This window comes from Pedobacter sp. HDW13 (assembly GCF_011303555.1).
GTDB lineage: Bacteria > Bacteroidota > Bacteroidia > Sphingobacteriales > Sphingobacteriaceae > Pedobacter.
The window spans coordinates 3,253,995-3,276,133 of the sequence record NZ_CP049868.1 but is presented as its reverse complement, the minus strand read 5'-3'; the positions used below and the strand labels follow the sequence as shown (position 1 = coordinate 3,276,133).

The window sequence follows — 22,139 nt, the reverse complement described above, 5'->3', positions numbered from 1 at the left end:
TCCTATTCAGAAGCATACTTTTTCAGAATATTGGACAGTTCTCTATCATCGGGAGCAGGAGCATTTTTGTAGATAAGTTCTCCTTTTTTGTTATATATTAAATACCGGGGTATCATTTTTAACGAGATCTGTTTCACTAGTAAACTAGTCTTTGCATTGGTCAGTATCAGGCTGTATTTGTAAGAAGAAAGATTTTCCTCTTGGTTCGCTTTTTTCCAGTCTGTGTATTTACTGTCAATGGATATATAGAGGAATTTTACTTTTTTGTCCTTAAAGGCCATACGTAGTTTATTAGAGGCTGGAAATGCCTTTCTACAGGGCACACACCAACTTGCCCAAAGATCAACATAGACTACATTTCCCTTGAGTTCATTAATGATTTTTTCATATTCTAATTGCCGGTTCTTTGACAGGTCCGAAACAATTGACACTCCCTTTAGAAAATCTTCATTTTCTTCATGCTCTGCTACAAGATGGTTATAATAGGTCATGTTTTTGACATCTAGCTTGAGCTGAGCTAGGAGTTTGTTGAAATCGGCTGACTTTCCTTCGTCCTGGACCAACTCCAATATACGGAATAAAAGATAGTCTCTCACGAACTCGTTTGGCATACTTTTTTTTACTTTTTCATATGCCTGAACGTAGTTTAACCTAATACTGCTCGCATTTCTTATTCTTTCAATACCTAGCTCATCACTCCATAGGTATTTCCAGATTAAAAATGTATCAAAATAGCTTGTCCCAAGCGCAGTATCGTCATTGAGAATAGCAACAATGCTCTTTGAAAAATCCGACTGTTCAACATAAGGGCTTAAGGTCTTATTGGTAAAAATTGTGCCTATGTATTTATATTGAGATTGCTTAAGGTATTGCTTTGAGATTTCTTCTGAGATAAGACCGTTGCTTACCAGGGAGTCTATAAACTTGATTTCGGCAGTATGTTTTTTGACAATTTTCTCAAACAACAGTTTTGGAGATAGGGAATTTGACTCAACTGAGGGGGGCGCTTTTTTTTCAAGTAACTCGTTGTTGAATTGGCTGTAGGCGACTGTATAATTTATATCTAAGCTCTTATTATGCGCTAATGCTGATTTCCCAAAGAGGATACCATTTATGATTTGAAATGTGATCTTATCACTCTGTTTTAGGTAATAATTGAACGTAACATTATTAAAGGATATATCCACAGGAAGAATTTTTTTTCCGGTTGCAATCAATATCGTATCATTCTTTTGTTCATTTTCGACAATTACTTCTTTTTTAATCAACTTTTCGTCATAATAGCTAATAATGTTTTTCTTCGAAGCGTTTCGCCCTCGATTCTGATCTTTCTGGAAAATTAAGGTAATACCTTCCTGCCGAATCATGAAATCGGAAGATCTACCTGCAACTCTTTTAGAACAAAAAATAAGTAATGATGCAAAAATTATCGTTATGTATTTCATATGTTTAAATAAATGTTTTCAAAGCAAACATTCAGAATGCCCGCTTTGAAAACAAGTTATCATTTAATTCCAGTAACAACTATCACAGCACCAGTTTGTTACAGTACCTGAAATTTCTCCGCCATTGCAGGTTTGGGTTGTTCCTAGCATACCTTCAGCTGTGGAAGCACCACCAGATACCGTACACCAGGTTCCATTAACTTTAACCCCACAGCTTCCTGTACCGCCCATTACATTTTTCAATTGTGCCCTGCTCAATACTTCTGCGCCAGCAAAGTTTGTTTGATTCAATTTTAACTTTTTCATTGTTTTAAGTTTAAATTTGTTTTTTAAGTTTGTTGCCCTTTCACGCAAGGGTAACTTAAGCGGTGCTGGTATACGCCAGTACTCGTTATGGGGCAGTTTCGGTTGCAATCAAGCTGCCCCTTTTTCTTTTAAAACAATGTGTCTGCTAAGCAGATGTTTATGTTCAGATTTAGACTTTTCATTTCTTCGTTAACAAAATATTGGTTAAGTGTTATTCATTAATTTTAAGAGGTTAAATAACTTACATCCTCTAATCGGTACGGCTCAGGTAGTTTATACCCATTTATAAAAATGGTTGGAGTGAAGGTTATTTCTGCCATTGCGCACCATGCTCTTTGTTTTTCCTCTATAGAGGAAATTTCGCCATTAAAACTTACAGGATATTTTTTTGCCCAATCTTCATATTTCTTAGTGTCGTGTTTATACCAGTCCTTTAGTGCTTTTTCTGCGATTGTTTTATCTAATAGTAGACTTAGAGCACTCACATGTCTTGCTACCCTTGTTCCACGATCATTGTTGTCATTTGATGTGGTAAATACGACCTTTAACTGGATGTCATCTCTGGTTGCCAACCATTCATCGATAACTTGATGGGCTTTTCCGCATGGTTCACAAAAAGGATTACTTACCATTGTGATAACGGTCTCAGCCTCTGGATTGCCTAGGATAATCGGCATTACATCATCCCCGATAATATAATGTCGCTGATTTGTCAACACCTGTTTAAACAGATCTACATTATATTTAAATTTCTTTAGCTGCTGCTGTACCAGCCTAAGTTTAGCTGTATTTAAAAAATATGGCTTTAGAAATGCCCAAAGGAATACTGGCGTAAGAAATGATATTCCTAGAATTAGATACTCTCTAAAGGACAAGGAAAATAATGAGAGATTAAAGTTAGGCTGACCAGATTCAAATATAATATTGCTTAGAAGCTCCAACCAAAGTAAAACCTGAACAGAACAACATAATATGCACCAGTTTTTGACTTTGTATTGATAAGTAACTGAATAGATGGTATATGGTAAAGAAAAAAGATTGAGCCAGACTAACAGGGCTAGAGATGAGTACAAAAGTAATAGAGATAATAATGAGCCTGCAAAATAAAAAAAACCAACCTCACTCCAGCTAAGCCAAGAAGTAATCCTTGCAGCATCAGACTTCAGTATAGTAACACAGTTATTTTTACCAGCAAAGTTACATAGACTCTGGATAAGGGGATTATTGGCATTGATGCCCTGAATCAATAGTAACGTAGTTATACCCAATCCAATAAGTTTTATCAGTGCTAGGCAGAAGTAACCCCAAGAGAACGCATGTGCTGTCACCAACAAAGAAAACATGGTTAGTGATAGAAAAAATCCTAGGGGTAATATAGTATCTAGCAAGAGATATTTAAATCGATTTTGAGTATAGTTTTTTTCCCCGCTCATTTCATCCACTTCAGAGAATAAAGATATGCCCGTCCAGTATTTTAAAAAATCTTCTTCGCTTATCTCTATATTATCCTGCTGATCATCAGATAAATCTACCTTTCCATTTTCAATTGCGTTTACTAGAACAAATTTCCCCTCTCCGATATTAAAATGAGTTACAAAAGGGAACATCAAATCTTCAGGCTTATAATTTTCTTTATTTATACGCAGAGTTTGATTTGCGACCTTAAGTTCGGTTAGACAATCATTTAGAGACAGTATACTAGGATATTCTGGATGCTCTTGAAGTTTACCTTCAATAGTTTTGCTATTTACCTTTAGTTTTTTGAGCAGCTTGCATGCAATGGCATCCAAATTAGGCTTTTTAGAAGCAAAAAAAATCATGATAGTAATTTGGTTAAGATTGTCTTATTTTCCAGGGCGCTGGAAAATTTAGTCATTTCCAATGCGCTATTCTAGAAATGAAAGTGAAAAAAAATATTACCTTTTTTTTGTTTTTTATACCAATGTGTAGATTTTTTATGCGAACTAATCAAATTTATTCATCCCACTTAATCTGATTTCAATCAATTTTATTTAACTTGTATTTCTAAATTTAAACCTCTCGAATTAATGAAACTCTCCTGTATTATTGTTGATGATGATCCGTGCTCTATTGAGCAGATTGTCGAGTATATAAGTTTAATGCCAGATCTGATTATCATAAACTCATATAATTGTGCTACGGTTGCTCTACAAGCTATAAACACCTTAGATTCACCATTAGATTTTTTGTTTACAGACGTTGAAATGCCTGACTTATCCGGAATCGAATTGGCAAAATCTATAAGACACAAAATAAGAAACCTAATATTGGTTAGTGGTCATTTACAATATGCCATTACTGGCTATGATATTAAAGCACAGTGTTTTCTTGAAAAACCCTTCACATTCAAAACTTTCGAGTCTTTGGTCAATAAAATTTGTACTGGAGAGAATTCATATTTAAATGTCAAGGAAGGAAAAAAAATCGAGAAAGTAAATCTGGGAGATGTTATTGCTTTTGAGGGAGCGTCAAATTATGTTAAGATTCATACCATTAAAAAGATCTACATCTCTTACTACAAACTATCTGAAATCGAAAGTGAGCTGAAAAACAACAATAACTTCATTCGGATTAACAGATCTTTTATTATCGCTAAAAATTACATAGAAAGAATAGAAGGGAAAACTATCTTTTTAAAAAACTTAATTCAATTAAATCCAGGCAGTACCTTTAAAGATCAGTTCGTCTATTTAATTGATTTTATTGAAACTGATCGCAAAAATAACCCTTTACCCATCTAGTGCTATAGGTAGCTAGGTAAGGTGAATAAGAGTAAATGGTTGGCACTTAATCAGAATTAATTGATGGATGCAGATAATCTTAATCTTTCTGAAAAGTGGGTAAATCTTTAAGTATCCTAGTTAAACTCATTTTATAGGTACTTCCTATGGTTACCTTGATTTCATTTTCTAAGAAAATCTGTCTTCCCACGATTTTCCGAATATGGCTCTTTGAAATAATAAAAGACTTACTGATTCTGATTAAGTCGACATAAGGGCTTAATTCGTTCTCAGTACGCCTCATACTGTTATAAATTATAAATACACGATATTTAGTATGTATCTTCACATAGTTCAGTGCTGCTTCGACTGCAATAATATCATCTATAGGTATTCTTGTGTATTCCTTTTCCTGTTTAATATTAATTGATGGCGTTTCAGAGATTATTTTTTCTGAGAGCAGGCCAATAATCCTTCGAGATGCCTCAAAGTTAAATGGCTTGAGTAAGAAGTGATCCACTTTGAGATTATAACCTTCTACGGCAACCTTTAGATGTGAGCTTACCAGTACGATAAAATTTACCCTATCACGGATCTTTTTTATAAGGTCTATCCCAGCCGTATTGGGTGTTTCAAGATCAATAAATAGAATATCAATTTTAATTTCAGATTTTATAATATCCACTATGGCTAAGTGCGGGTTAATATAGATTTTTACCTTTCCAATAATTGGCATCTTGGCAAGATATTTTGCCAATTGCTGCGAGGCAAATAGCTCACCGTCTAAGATAATACAAGAGAGTTTCATTTAGATAACAGGTTAGATGTCGTTAAGAAAATGAAACATCAAAATGAATACTTTTAAGCTCAATTATCTTATTGGCAGTAAAATTAGGCAATCATTAAAAAGCGGTAAGGGTAAAATTCTTAGTTTTTAGGGGTAAAATTCTTAATTTATTCCGAATGGATGCGGATAGCTCTACAACTTTATGAATCAATGTGACAAAATTGAAAACTCGCTCCACCATCATATTAATAAACCACCCTTAGTACTGAACAATATTCGGTTGTGATCATGCTGATCATTGCAGCGGTGGTCACAACTACCCCTGATATACAGAATATGCTGATTGTATTCCTGCCTTTGATGATTCTTTATGAGATCAGTATAATGGTAGCGGTAAGCTTCGCACAACCGTGTAAAATGCTTAAGCTTTTCGTGTGGATCTTTTATCCGGTTAAGGTTCTTAGTCGGCCTGAACCTTTCCATCTGACCAGTCTGTGGGTTGTGAAAAAAATTCAACATACCAGCTCTGGAGGGGCTCTTCTTTAGCCCACGTGCTACCTTTAGGAACAGATTCAATCTTTTTTCCTTTAAATAATCTTGGAATGGTGTAGGGCAAGTCCGGAATTTCCATAGAACTCAAAGTTCTATTTCGCGGTGGAATTTTATTGGAGATTGGATTTTTAAAACCATCAAACAACTTATCTCTAGTTGTTTGATGGTTTTTTGTGGAGAATGCCAGATTATTTGACTTCTCTTTTTTCTGTGGCTGAGTTTTGGCTGAGTAGATGCCATTCAACTCACTAAAACACTGACCATCGGTAGTATTATGGGGACCTGTGGAGAATATCGGATTCGAACCGATCACCTCTTCACTGCCAGCGAAGCGCTCTAGCCAAATGAGCTAATCCCCCAATTTTTAAATTCCAATAACCAAACCCGAATAAACAAATAAGATAATGGGAACAAGCTTCCTGCCTGTGCTGCAAAAATAGCAAATACTTTATCGAAAGCAAATGATAATTGTTTTTTTTTATTGCAGCACATCTTTCAGCTTAAAAGCGAAGAAATGCCATCAACCCCACCTGGCTAAGCAGGTTCATTTTTATTCAGCAAATCCTGGTAGGTATCTACAAACTGCGCCACATGGTAGCCATCCATTAAAGCATGGTTTACGTGGATAGAAACCGGCATTATTTTTCTTCCGTTTTCATCTCTCACCTTGCCAAAAGAGATTTTAGGGCAGCTATCCTGAAAAGCAAAATTGCGGGCATGAGATAAAGAAGTGAAATTTAACCAGGGAAGTGCCGAGTAATGAATTACATTTTCGCCAGAAGCAGATGGAATTAAGCCTGTTGTAGCTTGTACTTTTTCGATCTCCTGATTAGCTGCCAGTTTAAAATCGTTAAAGTCGTGGTAAAAATCGAGGTAACCAAAACCAAAAGTACCGTTTGGGCGGTTAATGGTTGCTGCAGCATTTACACGGTCGTATTTCCACACTTCGCCATCAATAATGCGGTAGCTAAAAGGTTCAATCGCATTTGCCGCAGCAAGCGATTTATGCAAATAAAGCAGAAAGAACGAAACGGCTTTCTCTTTTGCTTCCTTGTAGGTAGGCGTACAATCCACATCAACGGTTACGCCAAAAAATGGCTCGCCAAATGTGCTAAAAAATTTAAAATGATCTTTTCTGATCCAGGTGTCTATATCTATTTTTTCTTTCATTCAATTAATTTTGGTAAAATTTCCGACAGGCTTTCCATCTCGTAAAAATTAGGATGCTCAATGATGTGATCAATACTTTCGTGCACCCAGGTGGTATGGTACGGAATATGAACGGCATGCCCGCCAATATTGAGCACTGGTAGTACATCCGATTTTAAGGAATTGCCCAGCATTAAGAACGATTCGGGTTGGCAATCCAGGTGTTTCATCAGTTTTTGATAATCCCTTTCCTGTTTATCGCTCATAATTTCGATGTGATGGAAATAATGATCTAAACCCGATTTGGTTAGTTTCCTTTGCTGATCGAGCAGATCGCCTTTGGTAGCCACAACCAGTTTATATTTTCCGTGCAGGGCTTTAAGTACTTCCTCTACCCCATCCAGCAGTTCGATAGGTTTGTTCAACATTTCCTGCCCCAATTCGATTATCATTTCCACAACTTTGGGGTCATTTTTCCCCACTGTTATCTTCAATGCCGTTTCGATCATACTGAGCATAAAACCCTTAATACCATAACCATAAAGTTGTAAATTAGCCATTTCAGTTTTGTAGAGTTCAGCAATTATACTGTGGCGTGGCATGAAATCTTCCAGCAGGGCAGCAAATTTATCTTCGGTTTCGCGGAAGTAAGGTTCGTTTACCCAAAGGGTGTCATCAGCATCAAAAGCAATTACGGTAATCTGATTGTTCATGGTTATGCTTACTTTAGTGCCACAAAAGTAACGCCGGCAATCCTGATAAAAAAGGACATTTGTCTCAGCAAAAAGAATATGCTACGAACCAATCTCAACTTCCTCTCTTTTATTGAACGTTTTAGTACCGAAAATGCTGACGGAAACATTGCCCTCAAAAGCTTTAAAGCCGGTTATCGTTTAATTGAACAGGGCGACAAAATCAGCAACATCTACATCATTAAAGAGGGAATCAGCAAGTGTTTTATTTCGGAAGAAAACGGCAAGGATTTTATTATTGAGTTTTTAGGCAAGGGCGAGGTTATTGGCGAACTGGAAGCTTTAAAAAAGATCAATTGTTTATGTAATGTAGCTGCCATAAGTGAAGTAACTGCATATGTTATCCCCGATCACATTTTCCTATCGCTGATACAAAAAAGTAGTGAATTTACTACAATCTTACTCCAGGAGCTATCTACCCGGATTATACAAACCAGTACACGTGCATCTTTTCAACAATTGTACACGGTAGAATATGCACTGTTAAAACTGCTCCAATTACAGGCTGATGAGCACATCTCTATCTCAAAAGATGATATGGCTGCCTATCTCGGCATTTCTGTAAGAAGCTTTAACAGAAGCTTAAAGCAATTGATAGAGAAAGACCACCAAGATATGCCTGAGTTTAAAAGCATGATGGGTGCAGCCAGCATAAAAAAACTGGTAGAGAGATTAAAATAATCCTTACAACTTTATGGTATAATTATTGCTATAGAAATTTTGTTTTTACAAGTGTAACGTTTTCATCACAGCATACGTTTAGCAAGTAAAACAAACAATACAAGTAAACACACAAAAAACCTATATATGAAAAAAACTAACCACCCTATCTTTTCAAGATTCCCGAGTTAACGATATCTGGCTGTTTACGCAATAGCCACCTATACGTCGATATCCTTAATTATCAATATAGAATTTTATTGATTTCAGTAATCTTATTAACAAAATGAGTGCTTATATACACATCTATACCAACGCCTTAACAGACGATTTAATCCCAACTATTTTAAAACGCTTGAACGAGCATGAAAGCGTTCTTGACATTAATTCATCGTTTTCATTCAGAAATTCGAACGGAAACTTACCCATCGTGTTTAAATGGGAAAAGCCAAGCTTAGAAATATTTAACGAAAACAACTTAAAGTTAAATTTTGGCACTTCAATTAAACCTTTCGACCTTAAAGAATACAAGAAAAAGCTTTTTAAAGATAAAATCATTAAACAAAGCTTTATTCAGAAGTTAACCACTCTTTTTAAAAAGAAGAAGAAAAAGAAGGTAGCTAGAACCATTAAACTAAGCGCTGAAATAGAAGCGCAACTTCAAAACCACAACAAGGTATTCTCAATTAAATACCATGCAGGAGATGTTTTTGAAAACCACTTTGGTACTTTAATTGGTGCCATTATTACCGAACTTACCAAAGGTGTTTGTCACTTTACGCATGATAACGTGTGGTACGATTCAAAAAATGTTTTAAGAGAATCGTTGGTTAACTTATACACACTCGAGGAACTGCCTAACCACATCAACAAAAATGCGGTAGCAGTTGCCAGCTAAAACAGCATAGCTACATCCGGAGTTTAGCAGTAATTAAACTTCGGATGTATTTAAAATATCGCTCTACTTTCTCTTATTCAAAATGTGATTTCTACATTTTGTAGAAATATTTCCACACTGCTTACCCGCTAAATTTCCCCACAAATTTGCAACAGCAATATCTTACAATCTGCTAAACTTTTGTTAGCTGAATTTGTTATCAAAACCGGGAAATCTTTTTTAGTTTTATACCAGTATAAATACTGCATTTTTCCCAACAACAATACAATCCTTATTGAATTAAATTATGAATGTAGAAGAAGTTTTTAAAAACAACGAGAAATGGATTGCCGAAAAACTATCCATTAACCCGGATTATTTTACGGATCTGGCTAAAGGCCAAAGCCCCGAATTTTTATACATTGGTTGTTCTGACAGCCGTGTTACTGCCGAAGATTTAATGGGAATCCAGCCCGGACAGGCATTTGTGCACCGCAATATTGCCAATCTGGTAAATAACGTAGATTTAAGCGTAATGACGGTTTTAAATTACGCAGTAAGGCACTTAAAGGTAAACCATATTGTAGTTTGTGGCCATTACAACTGTGGTGGCGTTAAAGCAGCCATGCAACCTGCAGATTTGGGTATTTTAAATCCCTGGTTAAGAAACATCCGCGATGTTTACCGTTTACATAAAGATGAATTGAATGCCATTGCTGATGAGGAGGCACGCTATAACCGCCTTGTTGAACTTAACGTTCAGGAGCAATGTGTTAACCTGCTTAAAACAGCAGCCGTACAGGAAGCCATTGTTGGCCGTAAACTAACTGTACAGGGCTGGGTTTTTGATATTAAAACAGGCCGGTTAATTGACCTGAAAATCGACTTCGAAAAAATATTGAAAGACATTACTGAGATTTATAAACTCTACTAGTCGGAAGACCGGAGCATAAAAAAACTCGTTGATTTCAAAACCAACGAGTTTTTTTTATAAATCCCGACTCAGAGCTCAAGACTCTGGACTCAAAACTAACCTATCGTCCCATCCAACCGCCATCTACGGTTAAAATTGTTCCGTGGACGTAATCACTTGCAGCTGAGGCAAGGAATAATGTTGGCCCTTTAAAATCTTCGGGCGTACCCCATCTTCCTGCCGGAATACGTGACAAAATCGAAGTGCTTCTATCCTGATCTTCGCGTAAGGCGGTAGTATTATCAGTAGCAATGTAACCTGGTGCAATGGCATTTACATTTACGCCTTTTGATGCCCACTCGTTAGCAAAAGCTTTGGTTAAAGAAGCAATTGCACCTTTACTTGCAGCATAACCCGGCACAGTAATTCCGCCCTGAAACGACAATAGCGATGCTGTAAAAATTACTTTCCCACTACCTCTGGCTATCATATCCCTGCCCACTTCGCGGGTTAAGATAAACGGAGCAGTTTGGTTTACCGCAATTACCTCATCCCAATATTCATCAGGGTGCTCGGCAATGGGTTTACGTAAAATGGTGCCGGCGTTGTTTACCAGAATATCGATTACCGGATGATCGGCTTTTACCTGTGCAGCAAATGCCAGTGTGTTTTCGCGTTTACTGAAATCGCACTGATAAGCATAAAATTTGCGCCCCAGGGCCAAAACTTCTTTTTCTATGGCGCTACCTTGAAATTCAAGGCTGGCCGATACACCAATAACATCAGCACCGGCTTCTGCAAGTGCTAAAGCCATGGCTTTTCCAATTCCTCTTTTGCAACCGGTAACTAAAGCAGTTTTACCTGCTAAATTAAATACGTTTGACATGTGTTTTCTATTGATACTTTTATAAGATCTCTCCATTCCGCTACCAATAAAAATTGGCACACTTTAGTCGAGATGACGGTTTATTTCAATTCTGTAATGGCGCAGTGATCCATATCCCCATAATCAAGGTTTTCGCCAGCCATACCCCAAATAAAGGTATAATTACTGGTACCTGCACCTGAATGGATTGACCAGTTTGGCGAAATTACCGCCTGATCGCCCTGCATCCAGATGTGGCGTGTTTCTTGCGGCTGGCCCATAAAATGGCAAACACTTTGTCCCTGTGGAACTTCAAAATAAAAATAAGCTTCCATCCTTCTGTCGTGCGTATGCGCAGGCATGGTATTCCAAACGCTACCCGATTTTAATTCGGTCATCCCCATCTGTAACTGACAGGTTGGCAAAACACTATTCACCAGCAATTTATTAATGATGCGGTGGTTTGCTGTTTCGGGTGTTCCCAGCTCAACAATTTCAGCTTCGGCCTTGCTTACCTTTTTAGTTGGGTAAGTATGGTGCGCAGGTGCCGAATTGATGTACAATTTTGTAGCTACACCTTTATCAGCCGATTCGAAAAATACTTCTTTAGTACCTTTACCAATATATAAAGCTTCTTTATAATCCAATTCGTAGGTTTCGCCATCGGCCGTAACAATTGCCTTTCCGCCTACATTGATAATCCCAAGCTCTCTACGTTCTAAAAAGTAGCTGGCTTTTAAATCATCGGGGTTAGGAAGTGCAATTTTCTGGTCAACTGGCATGGCACCACCAACAATATATCTGTCAAAATGAGATAATGTTAGATTTACCTGGTTGGCTTCAAACACGTTTTCAATTAAGAAATTATCCCGCAGCGCTGCGGTATCCATTTGTTTAACTTCTTTTGGGCTTTGAGCGTAACGGCTTTCGAATTTGTTCATTGGTTAAAATTGAGTTGTGAGGTAAGATTTGAACCGATATCAAATCTTACCCGCAAATATATTTATACGATATCGATTATTGGTATTAATACTCAACTTTATAATCCTTTTTTATCGTTTCTCCGCCCCATGCTTTTAAACTGGTCCATGGTGCAGGTGCATCTGTCCAAAACTTATTGTCAGCTGGTAAACCCAGTGTTAAAAAGCCCAATGTAGCCATATACAAACTACCTGTAGAAGTATAGGTATCGGCAACATCCGGCTGGTGACCGTTAAAGCCTAATACCAACCAGCCTTTATCATCAAAATTTTGGTTTCCGTTATACAGGTTATAAATTACTTTGGTTAAAGCGCCACGCACCTGTGCGGGTTTAACATATTCAGGTAGTTTTTCCATCAATGCCACCTGCGCCAATGCCTGAAATGCTGCCGTACGGTAGGTAATAGAACGGCCATAGGCAGGGTAAGTTCCTTCTGGCGAGATAATCCGCTCTAAATATTCCGAATAACGCACCATCCGTTTTAAAGCCAGATCGTAATCGGCCTGCTGTGCTTTTTTCTTTTCTACCAGTACTTTTAAAAGATCGACCAACATGGGGTGGATTACATAAGAATTATAATAATCCATACTAAATTTTTCGCCATCACTGTACCAGCTATCGCCTACATACCATTCTTTCATTTTATTGATAGCAAACTGAACACGGGCAGGATCGTACTGTTCGCCAATGCTTAATAAAAAACCTTCGGTTAAGCCCGAGAACAACAACCAGTTGTTGTACGCACCGCTACGGGTTCTGAGCGACTTAAACTCTTCGATAAATCTTTTCTTGGTTGTTTCATCAAGTGGCTCCCAAAGTGCTTTTGGAGCGCGTAAAAAAGCATGTGCCACATAGGCTGCATCAACTATAGGCTGGCTCTCTGAGCGGTAGCTGATATAATCGGGGCTTTCGGGATTTACTGAATTAGCCAATCCTTTTAAAAGCTCAGTACGCATAGTTTTCCTCAGTTTACCTTCGGCAGTTTCATCGTCAGGTAAGGCCAGCCAGGGCGCTATGCCAGCAATTGTACGTCCTAATGCTTCCAGATAAGTTACCTTAGCAGCATTTAAACCATAGCCAGGTGCTTTTTCTAAAGGCATGTTCTTTTTTAATGTTTCGTTAGCCAGGTTATGAATTACCGGATTGGCTATACGATACAATTGTTTTACCCAAATGGCGCGGTCCTCGGCACCTGTAGTTATTTTTTTATTTTGGGCTGTTGCGGTAAAAAACAAGCAGCAAGCAATAATGGTTAAAAGTGATTTATGGTTCATTTTGTTTAAATTGTTGTTTATAGGTACCATTTTTTATATCGTGCAAGCGCCTCTAAATAATAATAATCGGCATAAACCAGCGGCACATCTATTTCGCTGTTTAAAGGAAAAGCACCTGTGCTGTGCATCAATAAAAAACCACCGTTTTCGCCTGCCTTGGCACGATAAGTCGCACTCGCCAGGGAGTAAATCATGGTCTCGGCAGCCGATTTAAATTCAGCCTTTTCTTTGCCTTCGGTGTATTGTCCCAGTTCGAGCAGTGCCGATGCAATGATTGCACCTGCAGAAGCGTCGCGTTTGGCATAAGGAATTAAAGGCGCATCAAAATCCCAATACGGAATCTTATCGGCAGGTAAGTTCGGATTTTTTAAGATATAATTCGCAATTCCGATAGCTTGTTTTAAATAGTTTTGGTCTTTGGTAAAGCGGTACATCATGGTGTAACCGTATAAAGCCCAGCCTTGTCCGCGCGACCATGCCGAACAGTTTGCAGCACCCTGCCAAGTAGCTTTTTTAATAACCCCGCCAGTTTCCGGATTATAATCTACCACGTGGTAAGAGCTAAAATCTGGTCTGAAATGGTTTTTTATTGTAGTATTGGCATGTGTAATAGCAATTTCTTTATAGCGTGCATTGCCGCCGTTATCGCTGGCCCAGTTTAACATTTCCAGGTTCATCATATTATCTACAATTACCGGGCATTCCCAATATTTATTCTTGTCCCACGATTGGATAACCTGAATTTTAGGACGGAAACGTGTAGCCAATGATTGCGCTGAACGTTGGATAATTTCTTTATATGCTGGATTTTTGGTAATGCGATACCCGTTACCAAAGCTACAATACATCATAAAACCCAGATCGTGGTTACCGGTAAAGGTTTGGTTAGGTTCTAATATTTTAAGTGCAGCCTCTGCCTCACTTTTTACCTTGTCATTTTTGGTCTGTTCGTAAATGTACCACAAACTACCTGAGTAGAAACCACTGCACCACCATTTAATATCGAAATTAACAGGTTTACCTTTATCAAAACTCTGCGGTGTTTTTCCTGCAGGAATATTCTTAGCCAACACCTGATATTGATCGGCAGCAAATTTAAATTCATCATTAATTAATTGAGCCATGGGTTTCTTTGGGCTTTGGGCAAATGAGACCGATCCCATAAGCAGGAGTAGTGTAGCGGCTAGATTGATTTTTTTCATCTTATCATTTTTGTTTTTCAAAATCAGTATTTGTCGGGCCTGGCTGTAGCAGGTGCAAACGCTGATGGTTTCATAATTTTAGGTGTGTTTATTCTACTATTTTAAAACTTGCGGTAGCACCCACAAAAGCACCGGTTGGCAGATTACAGGTTATGTTTTTGGTTGTTGATGATCCTGCGGCTTTAAACTGAACCTGAATTAACTGGTTTTCCTGAGCAGGATCGGCAATGTATAGTACCGGAGTTTTGGTGTTTAAATTTTTAATATATACTGTACAAGGCTTGTCAACAGAGAGCGAAGCACCATCATACTCCAGCGTTCCGGGGGTATAAAATACTGCCTGCAACATATTTAAGTCCCTATGTTTTACAGCCTGAAGCGTTGCTGTATTTTTTAAAATCTGAATCATAGACCGGTTATACTTTTTAATCTCCGCCACTGTAGTTCCCGGAATAACGATGTACTGATAACGCTCATTTTGCGGCTTTGTACCATGGTTTATCCAGATTTTAAAGACATTGTGTTTTAATTCGTTTTTGGATTGAAACTGATTGATGCGGTACCAGCTACCTGCCTGGGCCACATTGCTAATTTCTACCTGACCACCCTCCGGAAAGATGTAGCCGATGCTATCATGAACTGCCCATACGCCTTGCTCATTTTTTTCACCTGACGATGAAATTACCGCTCCCCTGCTCCAGGCCTGATTAATTGTTGTAGTAATCTTTTCGGGAGCTTCACTTTTGATTCCGGCCCCTAAACAAACCACTTCCCGATCGAAAAAGAACCAGGCTTTTTTAGCCTGAAGGCTATCGTAATTTAAATCGTAGCAGGATACGCCGTACACGCCATCACTTACCCCGCCCGAAAATTTGGTAGTACCGGGTATCCCCCAGTCTTTACGGATGGTTGCACCCTCATCGTCAGGATAATCCCTGCTGGTAGTGCCAGGTATTTTATCCCACTCCCAAACCGGCACCAAGTTAGCATATTCAGAACCGCTGCGCTGGATATTGGTTGCCCCATCGGGTAAAAACTTACCCAATATATTTTCATTATTTCCCCGCTCCGTTCTTAAAGTCCGGTTAGATGAAGCCTGCACACTAAAAGTATAAGCCGGTCTTACATGCAAGGTGTAATTGCTTTTCCAATATTGGCTATGCGAAGGGGTAATGTTGTAATTAGCTGGTTTCTTACCTGCTGTTCTTAATGCCGAAGCGTTCCAATAGCTGGTATTTTCGGAGTCGAAAAATTTAATTTTTTCAATCATTCCGCCCATTCCGCTACTTAGCGAATCTTTACGGCTAATGCCACGACCGCGTACATTGAAATCGTAAAACGAGCCACGTATGGTTTGAAGGAAAGTGTTTTTAAGATAGTTAACTAAAATAGCAAGCTGATCTTTAGGCAAGGTATAATCGGTTTCTCTTAAATAAAAAGCGGCATTTACAGAGTTACCTGCAAAAACGCGCCCATAACTGGCAATAGCTTGTTGTTTACCATGCTGGTAATAGCTTCCATCAACCTGAACACCTTCTTTCCCATCGCTGATGGCAATGGGTTCGAAAAGATATTTTGCAGCTGAATCGAGTGTTGCTTTATTGCGGGTTAAACAGGCACGGTAGAGATAATGCAGCGCTTCATCTGAGGTATTGGCTCCATCGCCAGTTCTAAAACGGCGAATCACCATCCGTTGAATCAATGCCTGTTCGAGACTTGCAGGAAGCTGCACTTTAGCACTTCGCATTAAAATGAGTGTTTGCCCAATGGCCTGCGGATAAAAAATATCGTTGTACCACCAGTTTTTATTCTTTGGGTTTTTATCGAGCCAATTCTGTAATCCTTTTACAATCGATGTATGCAATTGCGCATCGCTATACCATTTGTTTGATGACCGGATATAAGCTGTGGCCATATCCTTAATTCTTTTTAGCGGAGCATACTGCACATCAGTATAATTAACATCAGCCCAGCTGCCATCTGTGTTTAGGTTTTTCAGGTTTACCCCTATTTCAGTAGCCAGGTTTTTATCTTTAACAAATGTTTGCAAATCTGTATTAATGCGTTGCAAAATGGTATTGTAGGGCTCATTTTGTGCTTTTGCCTGATTAACGAACAACAATACACATAAAGCACCGACGCTGAGTACCTTAAAAGCCAATATTTTAAAATTTATTATTTTCTTGCCTGCCAACATCTGTTATTTTTTATTGAAGCCCCAAAACCAGTTTTGATATTTACCGTAAGGAAAAGCGGGTGCCCGTTTTTCTTCAAAACTAGCAGAAACCAGTTGCATCATTTCTCCACTTATCGTTTTTTTTATTTCAATTATGATTTTTCATATATAATATTGTCAATTTTCACCCATGTGTTCAATTGAGCAAGGTATGTATGCTTCGAAAAAGGTTATAGTGTTATGTTAAAAAGGCCGCCATGACGGTGGCGGCCTAAAAGCATGTCTTAACAATCTAATTTATCCAACCTGGATTCTGAGTCAGGTTTGGATTCCGCTCTATCTCTACAGCCGGAATTGCCCAGTTATACAAATAATCACCTTTAAAAGAGTAAGCATATACAACTTTACCCCACGCTTGCTTTACACCATTACCAGCATAAAAAACTTTGTCCTTCCAGCTTTTCCATCTCATTTCATCGAAGAAATTAATCCCCTCGTTCGGGAACTCTACTCTTCTTTCGTTGCGAATTCTTTCTCTCAAATCTGTCTGGCTTGTTACAAATGTTGGTAAAGCAGCATTTGTATTTTGAAGTAGTGCAACACCAGCTCTGGTTCTTACTTCGTTTACTTTAGCAATGGCTTCAGCAGTTAAACCTTGTTCATTAAGAGCTTCTGCCCACATTAAAAGTACATCAGCATATCTGATTAAAACAAAATCTGTAGGCCCGTAATCTCTGGCTGGTGTTTCTGTTGCGCCTTCGTAAACATATTTACGGTATAAATAATAGAACAGGCTTTGTGTATCTGTACGCAAATCGCCATTCGTAGCCGCTTCAGCGCGATAAGGCCATCTTGAAGTTACAAGAGCATTAGCACCGCCAAATACCCCCAAATAAGTTGAGTAGGGTGTAATTACATTTGCAGCCAATCGAGGATCACGGTTAGCATAAGCCTGAATAATACGTGCTTCGTTTCCTGTTGGCAAATACAAACTCATTTTTGCGCCTCTTGTAGTGGCTGCTGTAATTTCGGCCGCTGTTAGGTTGTTTCTTAAAAAGTACACCTCTCTCTCTGCTACAGAAAGAGCTGAATATCCAGGAATAACGGCATCCCAGTTAAATTTAGAGCCATCAGCATTTTCGTATAAATCTACCAGGTTTGGAGAAACATGATAGGTATTCCAGCATGAGCCGAAAGAAGAACGGGTACCGCAATAAAATTGTGTAGTGGAACCAAAACCAGTAACTCCAATATTTTGAATAGAGAAAATCATTTCATTAGATTGTTCATTAGCGGTTTTAAACAATGCGCTATAATTTGCAAACAAACCATAACCGGCATCTTTAACTTTTTGAAAATCTGCAGCGGCTAAATCCCACTTTTGTGTGTACATATAGGCTTTGCCACGTAAAGCATAAGCAGCACCTTTAGTAACATGACCATAATTTGCATTACCACTGGTATATCTATCAGGTAGGTTTGGTTCTGCAACCACGGCAGTTAAATCACTGATTACCTGAGCCCAAACTTCCGCTTCTGTAGAACGAGGTTTAATTGCTTCTTCAGGAAGATAAGGCTCTAAATAAATCGGTACACCTTTATACAACTGATTTAATCTTAAATAAAAATAAGCCCTTAAAAATTTTGCTTCAGCAATATACCTGGCTTTTTTCTCAGGTGAAGAAGGAGATTTTATCGCAATGTTTTTTAAAGCATCATTTGCACGCTGAATACCTTCATAAAGGTTTTGCCAATGCCCACCGAAATAGCCATTACTTGGCGTTATTGTTCCTGCAAGTAAGGATTCTGCACCCGAGGTTTGGCCGGTAAAACCCAAACAATCCATTTGGTACAATTCTAAACCTGAGGCACCACCTGATGCCATGCCGTATCTTAAAGTGGCATAAACACCGGTCATTCCCTGATCGGTTAGGTTATCTGTAGTCCACATCATTTCTGATGCAACTTGTGAAGGAGGTGTAGTTGTTAATAAGTCTTTTTTACAACCCGTAAATACTGCAATTGTAAATAGTATGGTTAAAATCTTTTTCATTTTGTTTCCGTTAAAAAGTAACATTTAAGCCTAAAGAATACTGGCGCATAGTTGGATAAGATACTCCTGCTCCTATTTCAGGATCTAAGCCCGGATAATTGGTAATGGTAAACAGGTTTTCTCCTGAAAGGAAAATTCTTGCTCTGCTCATGGCCGCTTTTTTAGAAATTTTTTCTGGCAGCGTATAACCAATCTGTAAGTTTTTCAACTTTAGATATGAAGCATTATATAAGTAAAAATCACTTGTTACTGCTGCGTTTTGAACATCGGTAGTATTTTTAAGTCTTGGATATTTTGCATTAATATTATTAGCCGGATCGTTAGGATTTGCATCGTTGTAATAATAATGATCGTTTGCTATTAAGGTACTTACTGCATTACCAAGAGATACAACAGAGTTGTTATAGCCTGTAGCATTCCAGTAATACCACATACCTGCACTGCCTGACCATAGCATAGAAAGATCTATATTTTTATACGATAAATTCATGCTAAAGCCGTAGTTAAACCTTGGTGTAGAAGATTTATTTAAGAACTGTGCATCAAAGCTATTACCATAAAGTCCATCACCATTGTTATCTGCATAAATTAAATCACCATAATAAATTTTGGTTTTACCAACACCTCCGGCTGGCTGGAAAGAATATCCTGCTGCAATCATTGCATTTAACCAATCCATATCAGCTGGTGTACGGATCATACCATCTTTAGGCCCGCCATTAACATTTACATTCCCGTTTGTAAAATAATTTCCATCGCCTTTGTAAACGGTTTGCATGTAATATTCATTGAATTCGTGATCAGCTAAAATACGGTTAGCGCCACCGCTGGAAACACTACCCAGGTTTGAAGTATAAACCTTGTTTCCTAATGCATCTGTTGTATAGCCAGCCTGATAAGTACCTTTGTACTTGGTTACGCGGTTAAAATTATATGCAAAATTACCTGAAACACCATATTTAAAATCGCCGATATTACTATTATAACCTAAAGTAAGCTCTAAACCTTTGTTAGACATTTCTGCAATATTTTGAGTTGCTGCAGTAGCTGTTCCCGATGTTATAGGAATAGTTGGTGTAAATAAAATTTTAGATGTGAATTTATTATACAAGTCAATTTCAAAATTCATTTTACCATGGAATAAATTACCATCTAAACCAAGGTTGGTTGTTGTAGTAGCTTCCCAAACCAAAAATGGGTTGGCAAATTTGGTTGATATTAACCCACTGGCTTGTGCACCGTTAAATGAATAGTTCGTACCACTGTAAAGTGCCTGATAATCGTAGTTACCCAGAGCCGATACCGTATTCATTACATTGTTACCTGTTTTACCCCACGAGGCACGAAGTTTTAGATTCCCAATGTAATCGTTCAATTTACTCATAAATGGTTCCTGAGAAATACGCCATCCTGCTGAGAAAGCAGGGAAAAATCCCCAGCGATAATCTTCCGCGAATTTTGAAGATCCATCATACCTGAACACACCTTCAAAAAGGTATTTGCTTTTGTAAGCATAATTTAAACGACCATAAGCCGAACGCATGGCATAATCATACTCGCCACCTGTTCCCGATGTGATAGCGGTAGCAGATCCAAGTGTTGTAACTGCTTCATCGTACAAGCCTTTTCCGGTAGCACCAATGTTATAATAATTATAGTAGTATTGATTGTAACCAGCCAACAAACTAATATCATGGTGTTTGGCTATAGTGGTGTTATATTTTAAAATATTATCTATTGTTATCCCATAATTTTTATTAAAACCATAACTTGTGGTTAACTGGTCGGCTGTAGTTTTAGGAGATTTTAATGTATTGGTTGCAAAATTCCATTTTTCGAAAGTAACGGCATGGTTATTAAATTCTTCTTGTCGGGTTTGATAGTTAAAACGAGTTTCGAAATCTAAACCTTTTAAAATATCAAATCGTGCAAAAACTGTTGTGTTAATACGGGTCTCATTATCAGCACCACCAGTACCATACAGATATTGAACAATGTTATTTGCAGTTGAAGATTCTTCAGCAGCAGCCGGAAAACCGTATTTACCATTCCAAACCGGATATACGCCCGGTGTGGTTTGACGCAAAAAGTTAAATGCATTATCGGTATTGGCTAAACCATAGGTTTGATAAGAAGCAAAGGTTTGCGTACCTACGGTTAAAAATTTAGCCACTTTCGATTCTAAGTTTATACGCAAACTGTATTTATCAGAACCTGTATTTGCCATTGTACCCGGATTATTAAGATACAATGCAGATAATAAGAATTTTGTATTTTCAGATCCACCATTTAAGGAAATATTATGTTGTTGCACAACATTATTTTCAAATATAGCACTGCCCCAATCTGTATTTGGATAAGCAATATAATTGGGTACACCTTGTGGGGTTAATCCGTCAGGATTGGCGTTTGCAGCCGCCCACTGTGCAATGGTAGCATCTGTATAAATAGGATTTTGCCCTAAATTACGGTAACCTTCATTAACCAAATTCATGTGAGTAATATAATCGGTTATAAAAGTTGGCAGATTTGCAGGTTTTGCAATTGATGCCAATCCCGCATAACTTACTACTGTTTTCCCGCTATTTCCTCTTTTTGTGGTAATTAAGATAACCCCATTTGCAGCAAGTGAACCATAGATTGATGAAGCGGCCGCATCTTTTAAAACCGAAACACTTTCAACGTCGTTGGGATTAACGGCATCTATACTTCCGATAACCCCATCAACTACCACTAATGGATTATTGTTATTTATTGTTCCGGTACCACGAATTCTGAGGGTGGCACCATCTGAACCTGGCTTGCCAGACGATTGACGAACAAATACACCCGAGCTTAAACCACCAAGAGATGATGATAAGTTGGTAACCGGTCTGTTTTCAATGGATTTAGCACTAATGCTAGATACAGAACCAATTACATTAACTTTTTTCTGCACACCGTAAGCTACTACAACTACATCATTTAAGCTATTGTTTTGCTCTTGCAGTGTAACATTTAATGTTGTAGCCTTACCAGCCAATACTTCTTTAGTATCGTAACCAATGTAGCTAAATACTAATGTGTTTTGGGCTTCTGGCATCGCGATAGTGTATTTACCATCACTTCCAGTTACCACTGTTGTTGAAGTACCTTTTACAGTAACGCTTACTCCAGGCATTACTCCCCCTGAGTATCTTTTACTGTTCCTGTAATTTTTATGGTTTGAGCAAAGGCAGTAAATACCGTAAAACTCAAAAGCATAATTAATGAGAATAGTTTTATTGGTAAGTTAAAACTGCTCCGTTTTGCTTCTCCAATTTTGAGATGTTTGTAAAGTTTTTCCATTGTTTGTTTAGTTGACTAACATTTTTCTTCTAATCGCAAAAAATTATGGGCATAACCTGCAGCTGCTAACAGCTGGAA

19 protein-coding genes and 1 tRNA gene are annotated in these 22,139 nt (G+C 38.1%); 4 read left to right on the top strand and 16 right to left on the bottom strand.

The features are described 5' to 3' along the window. Positions 1-2: 2 nt before the first annotated feature. The 3 genes from G7074_RS13990 to G7074_RS13980 all read right to left on the bottom strand — a co-directional run bounded on the left by G7074_RS13990 (position 3) and on the right by G7074_RS13980 (position 3,571). On the bottom strand, positions 3-1,445 hold the full coding sequence (locus G7074_RS13990) for a TlpA disulfide reductase family protein (protein ID WP_166208944.1): 1,443 nt from the start codon (positions 1,443-1,445) through the stop codon (positions 3-5). Positions 1,446-1,508: 63 nt separating this feature from the next. Next, entirely contained in the window at positions 1,509-1,751 is a 243-nt protein-coding gene (locus G7074_RS13985) for a hypothetical protein (protein WP_166208941.1), read from the bottom strand. Positions 1,752-1,975: 224 nt separating this feature from the next. After that, entirely contained in the window at positions 1,976-3,571 is a 1,596-nt protein-coding gene (locus G7074_RS13980; RefSeq protein WP_166208938.1) for a cysteine peptidase family C39 domain-containing protein, read from the bottom strand. 228 nt (positions 3,572-3,799) lie between these two features. On the opposite strand from G7074_RS13980, the gene G7074_RS13975 reads away from it, so the two are divergent. Further along, positions 3,800-4,513 (top strand): LytTR family DNA-binding domain-containing protein, encoded by a 714-nt coding sequence (locus G7074_RS13975; protein WP_166208935.1) that lies wholly within the window; start codon positions 3,800-3,802, stop codon positions 4,511-4,513. A 79-nt stretch (positions 4,514-4,592) separates the two neighbouring features. Here G7074_RS13975 and G7074_RS13970 read toward each other — a convergent pair whose 3' ends face one another. From G7074_RS13970 to G7074_RS13950, 5 genes are all read right to left on the bottom strand, one after another. After that, entirely contained in the window at positions 4,593-5,300 is a 708-nt protein-coding gene (locus G7074_RS13970; RefSeq protein WP_166208932.1) for a LytTR family DNA-binding domain-containing protein, read from the bottom strand. 439 nt (positions 5,301-5,739) lie between these two features. Further along, positions 5,740-6,075, bottom strand: a complete 336-nt coding sequence (locus G7074_RS13965) for a hypothetical protein (RefSeq protein ID WP_166208929.1) — start codon at positions 6,073-6,075, stop codon at positions 5,740-5,742. Between the two features lie 41 nt (positions 6,076-6,116). Next, positions 6,117-6,190, bottom strand: a tRNA-Ala gene (locus G7074_RS13960). 175 nt (positions 6,191-6,365) lie between these two features. Next, positions 6,366-7,001, bottom strand: coding sequence for a chloramphenicol acetyltransferase (locus G7074_RS13955; protein WP_166208926.1), 636 nt, complete (start codon positions 6,999-7,001; stop codon positions 6,366-6,368). Next, complete coding sequence (locus G7074_RS13950; protein WP_166208924.1) at positions 6,998-7,693, bottom strand: HAD family hydrolase; 696 nt, start codon at positions 7,691-7,693, stop codon at positions 6,998-7,000. The genes G7074_RS13955 and G7074_RS13950 overlap by 4 nt, the downstream gene beginning before the upstream one ends. A 78-nt stretch (positions 7,694-7,771) precedes the next feature. On the opposite strand from G7074_RS13950, the gene G7074_RS13945 reads away from it, so the two are divergent. The 3 genes from G7074_RS13945 (at position 7,772) to G7074_RS13935 (ending at position 10,203) form a co-directional block, all read left to right on the top strand. Then, positions 7,772-8,413, top strand: a complete 642-nt coding sequence (locus tag G7074_RS13945; protein ID WP_166208921.1) for a Crp/Fnr family transcriptional regulator — start codon at positions 7,772-7,774, stop codon at positions 8,411-8,413. Positions 8,414-8,678: 265 nt separating this feature from the next. Further along, positions 8,679-9,290 (top strand): hypothetical protein, encoded by a 612-nt coding sequence (locus G7074_RS13940; protein WP_124558346.1) that lies wholly within the window; start codon positions 8,679-8,681, stop codon positions 9,288-9,290. Positions 9,291-9,576: 286 nt separating this feature from the next. Continuing rightward, positions 9,577-10,203 carry a carbonic anhydrase gene (locus tag G7074_RS13935; protein WP_124558345.1) on the top strand — a complete coding sequence of 209 codons (627 nt, stop codon included), beginning with the start codon at positions 9,577-9,579 and terminating at the stop codon, positions 10,201-10,203. Positions 10,204-10,303: 100 nt separating this feature from the next. On the opposite strand, the gene G7074_RS13930 is transcribed toward G7074_RS13935, so the two are convergent. From G7074_RS13930 to G7074_RS13895, 8 genes are all read right to left on the bottom strand, one after another. Beyond that, positions 10,304-11,068: an SDR family NAD(P)-dependent oxidoreductase gene (locus G7074_RS13930; protein ID WP_166208918.1), complete on the bottom strand. Its 765-nt coding sequence runs from the start codon at positions 11,066-11,068 to the stop codon at positions 10,304-10,306. An 80-nt stretch (positions 11,069-11,148) separates the two neighbouring features. Then, positions 11,149-11,988, bottom strand: a complete 840-nt coding sequence (gene kduI, locus G7074_RS13925) for a 5-dehydro-4-deoxy-D-glucuronate isomerase (RefSeq protein WP_124558343.1) — start codon at positions 11,986-11,988, stop codon at positions 11,149-11,151. Between the two features lie 85 nt (positions 11,989-12,073). Next, complete coding sequence (locus tag G7074_RS13920; RefSeq protein ID WP_166208915.1) at positions 12,074-13,303, bottom strand: DUF2264 domain-containing protein; 1,230 nt, start codon at positions 13,301-13,303, stop codon at positions 12,074-12,076. A gap of 17 nt (positions 13,304-13,320) precedes the next feature. Beyond that, complete coding sequence (locus G7074_RS13915; RefSeq protein WP_166208912.1) at positions 13,321-14,505, bottom strand: glycoside hydrolase family 88 protein; 1,185 nt, start codon at positions 14,503-14,505, stop codon at positions 13,321-13,323. An 88-nt stretch (positions 14,506-14,593) separates the two neighbouring features. Next, positions 14,594-16,702 carry a polysaccharide lyase family 8 super-sandwich domain-containing protein gene (locus tag G7074_RS13910; protein WP_166208910.1) on the bottom strand — a complete coding sequence of 703 codons (2,109 nt, stop codon included), beginning with the start codon at positions 16,700-16,702 and terminating at the stop codon, positions 14,594-14,596. Positions 16,703-16,973: 271 nt separating this feature from the next. After that, positions 16,974-18,734, bottom strand: coding sequence for a RagB/SusD family nutrient uptake outer membrane protein (locus G7074_RS13905; RefSeq protein ID WP_124558339.1), 1,761 nt, complete (start codon positions 18,732-18,734; stop codon positions 16,974-16,976). Positions 18,735-18,744: 10 nt separating this feature from the next. After that, positions 18,745-21,894 (bottom strand): TonB-dependent receptor, encoded by a 3,150-nt coding sequence (locus tag G7074_RS13900; protein ID WP_166208907.1) that lies wholly within the window; start codon positions 21,892-21,894, stop codon positions 18,745-18,747. Continuing rightward, entirely contained in the window at positions 21,894-22,061 is a 168-nt protein-coding gene (locus tag G7074_RS13895; protein WP_166208904.1) for a hypothetical protein, read from the bottom strand. Before G7074_RS13895 ends, G7074_RS13900 begins: the two co-directional genes overlap by 1 nt. Between the last annotated feature and the right edge of the window lie 78 nt (positions 22,062-22,139).

Bases quoted from the DNA above. Each gene is read 5' to 3' on its own strand.
- G7074_RS13930 (WP_166208918.1), bottom strand. From the start codon at position 11,068: ATGTCAAACGTATTTAATTTAGCAGGTAAAACTGCTTTAGTTACCGGT.
- G7074_RS13910 (WP_166208910.1), bottom strand. From the start codon at position 16,702: ATGTTGGCAGGCAAGAAAATAATAAATTTTAAAATATTGGCTTTTAAG.
- G7074_RS13945 (WP_166208921.1), top strand. From the start codon at position 7,772: ATGCTACGAACCAATCTCAACTTCCTCTCTTTTATTGAACGTTTTAGT.
- kduI (WP_124558343.1), bottom strand. From the start codon at position 11,988: ATGAACAAATTCGAAAGCCGTTACGCTCAAAGCCCAAAAGAAGTTAAA.
- G7074_RS13920 (WP_166208915.1), bottom strand. From the start codon at position 13,303: ATGAACCATAAATCACTTTTAACCATTATTGCTTGCTGCTTGTTTTTT.
- G7074_RS13915 (WP_166208912.1), bottom strand. From the start codon at position 14,505: ATGAAAAAAATCAATCTAGCCGCTACACTACTCCTGCTTATGGGATCG.
- G7074_RS13955 (WP_166208926.1), bottom strand. From the start codon at position 7,001: ATGAAAGAAAAAATAGATATAGACACCTGGATCAGAAAAGATCATTTT.
- G7074_RS13895 (WP_166208904.1), bottom strand. From the start codon at position 22,061: ATGGAAAAACTTTACAAACATCTCAAAATTGGAGAAGCAAAACGGAGC.
- G7074_RS13985 (WP_166208941.1), bottom strand. From the start codon at position 1,751: ATGAAAAAGTTAAAATTGAATCAAACAAACTTTGCTGGCGCAGAAGTA.
- G7074_RS13935 (WP_124558345.1), top strand. From the start codon at position 9,577: ATGAATGTAGAAGAAGTTTTTAAAAACAACGAGAAATGGATTGCCGAA.
- G7074_RS13905 (WP_124558339.1), bottom strand. From the start codon at position 18,734: ATGAAAAAGATTTTAACCATACTATTTACAATTGCAGTATTTACGGGT.
- G7074_RS13950 (WP_166208924.1), bottom strand. From the start codon at position 7,693: ATGAACAATCAGATTACCGTAATTGCTTTTGATGCTGATGACACCCTT.
- G7074_RS13940 (WP_124558346.1), top strand. From the start codon at position 8,679: ATGAGTGCTTATATACACATCTATACCAACGCCTTAACAGACGATTTA.
- G7074_RS13970 (WP_166208932.1), bottom strand. From the start codon at position 5,300: ATGAAACTCTCTTGTATTATCTTAGACGGTGAGCTATTTGCCTCGCAG.
- G7074_RS13900 (WP_166208907.1), bottom strand. From the start codon at position 21,894: ATGCCTGGAGTAAGCGTTACTGTAAAAGGTACTTCAACAACAGTGGTA.
- G7074_RS13980 (WP_166208938.1), bottom strand. From the start codon at position 3,571: ATGATTTTTTTTGCTTCTAAAAAGCCTAATTTGGATGCCATTGCATGC.
- G7074_RS13975 (WP_166208935.1), top strand. From the start codon at position 3,800: ATGAAACTCTCCTGTATTATTGTTGATGATGATCCGTGCTCTATTGAG.
- G7074_RS13990 (WP_166208944.1), bottom strand. From the start codon at position 1,445: ATGAAATACATAACGATAATTTTTGCATCATTACTTATTTTTTGTTCT.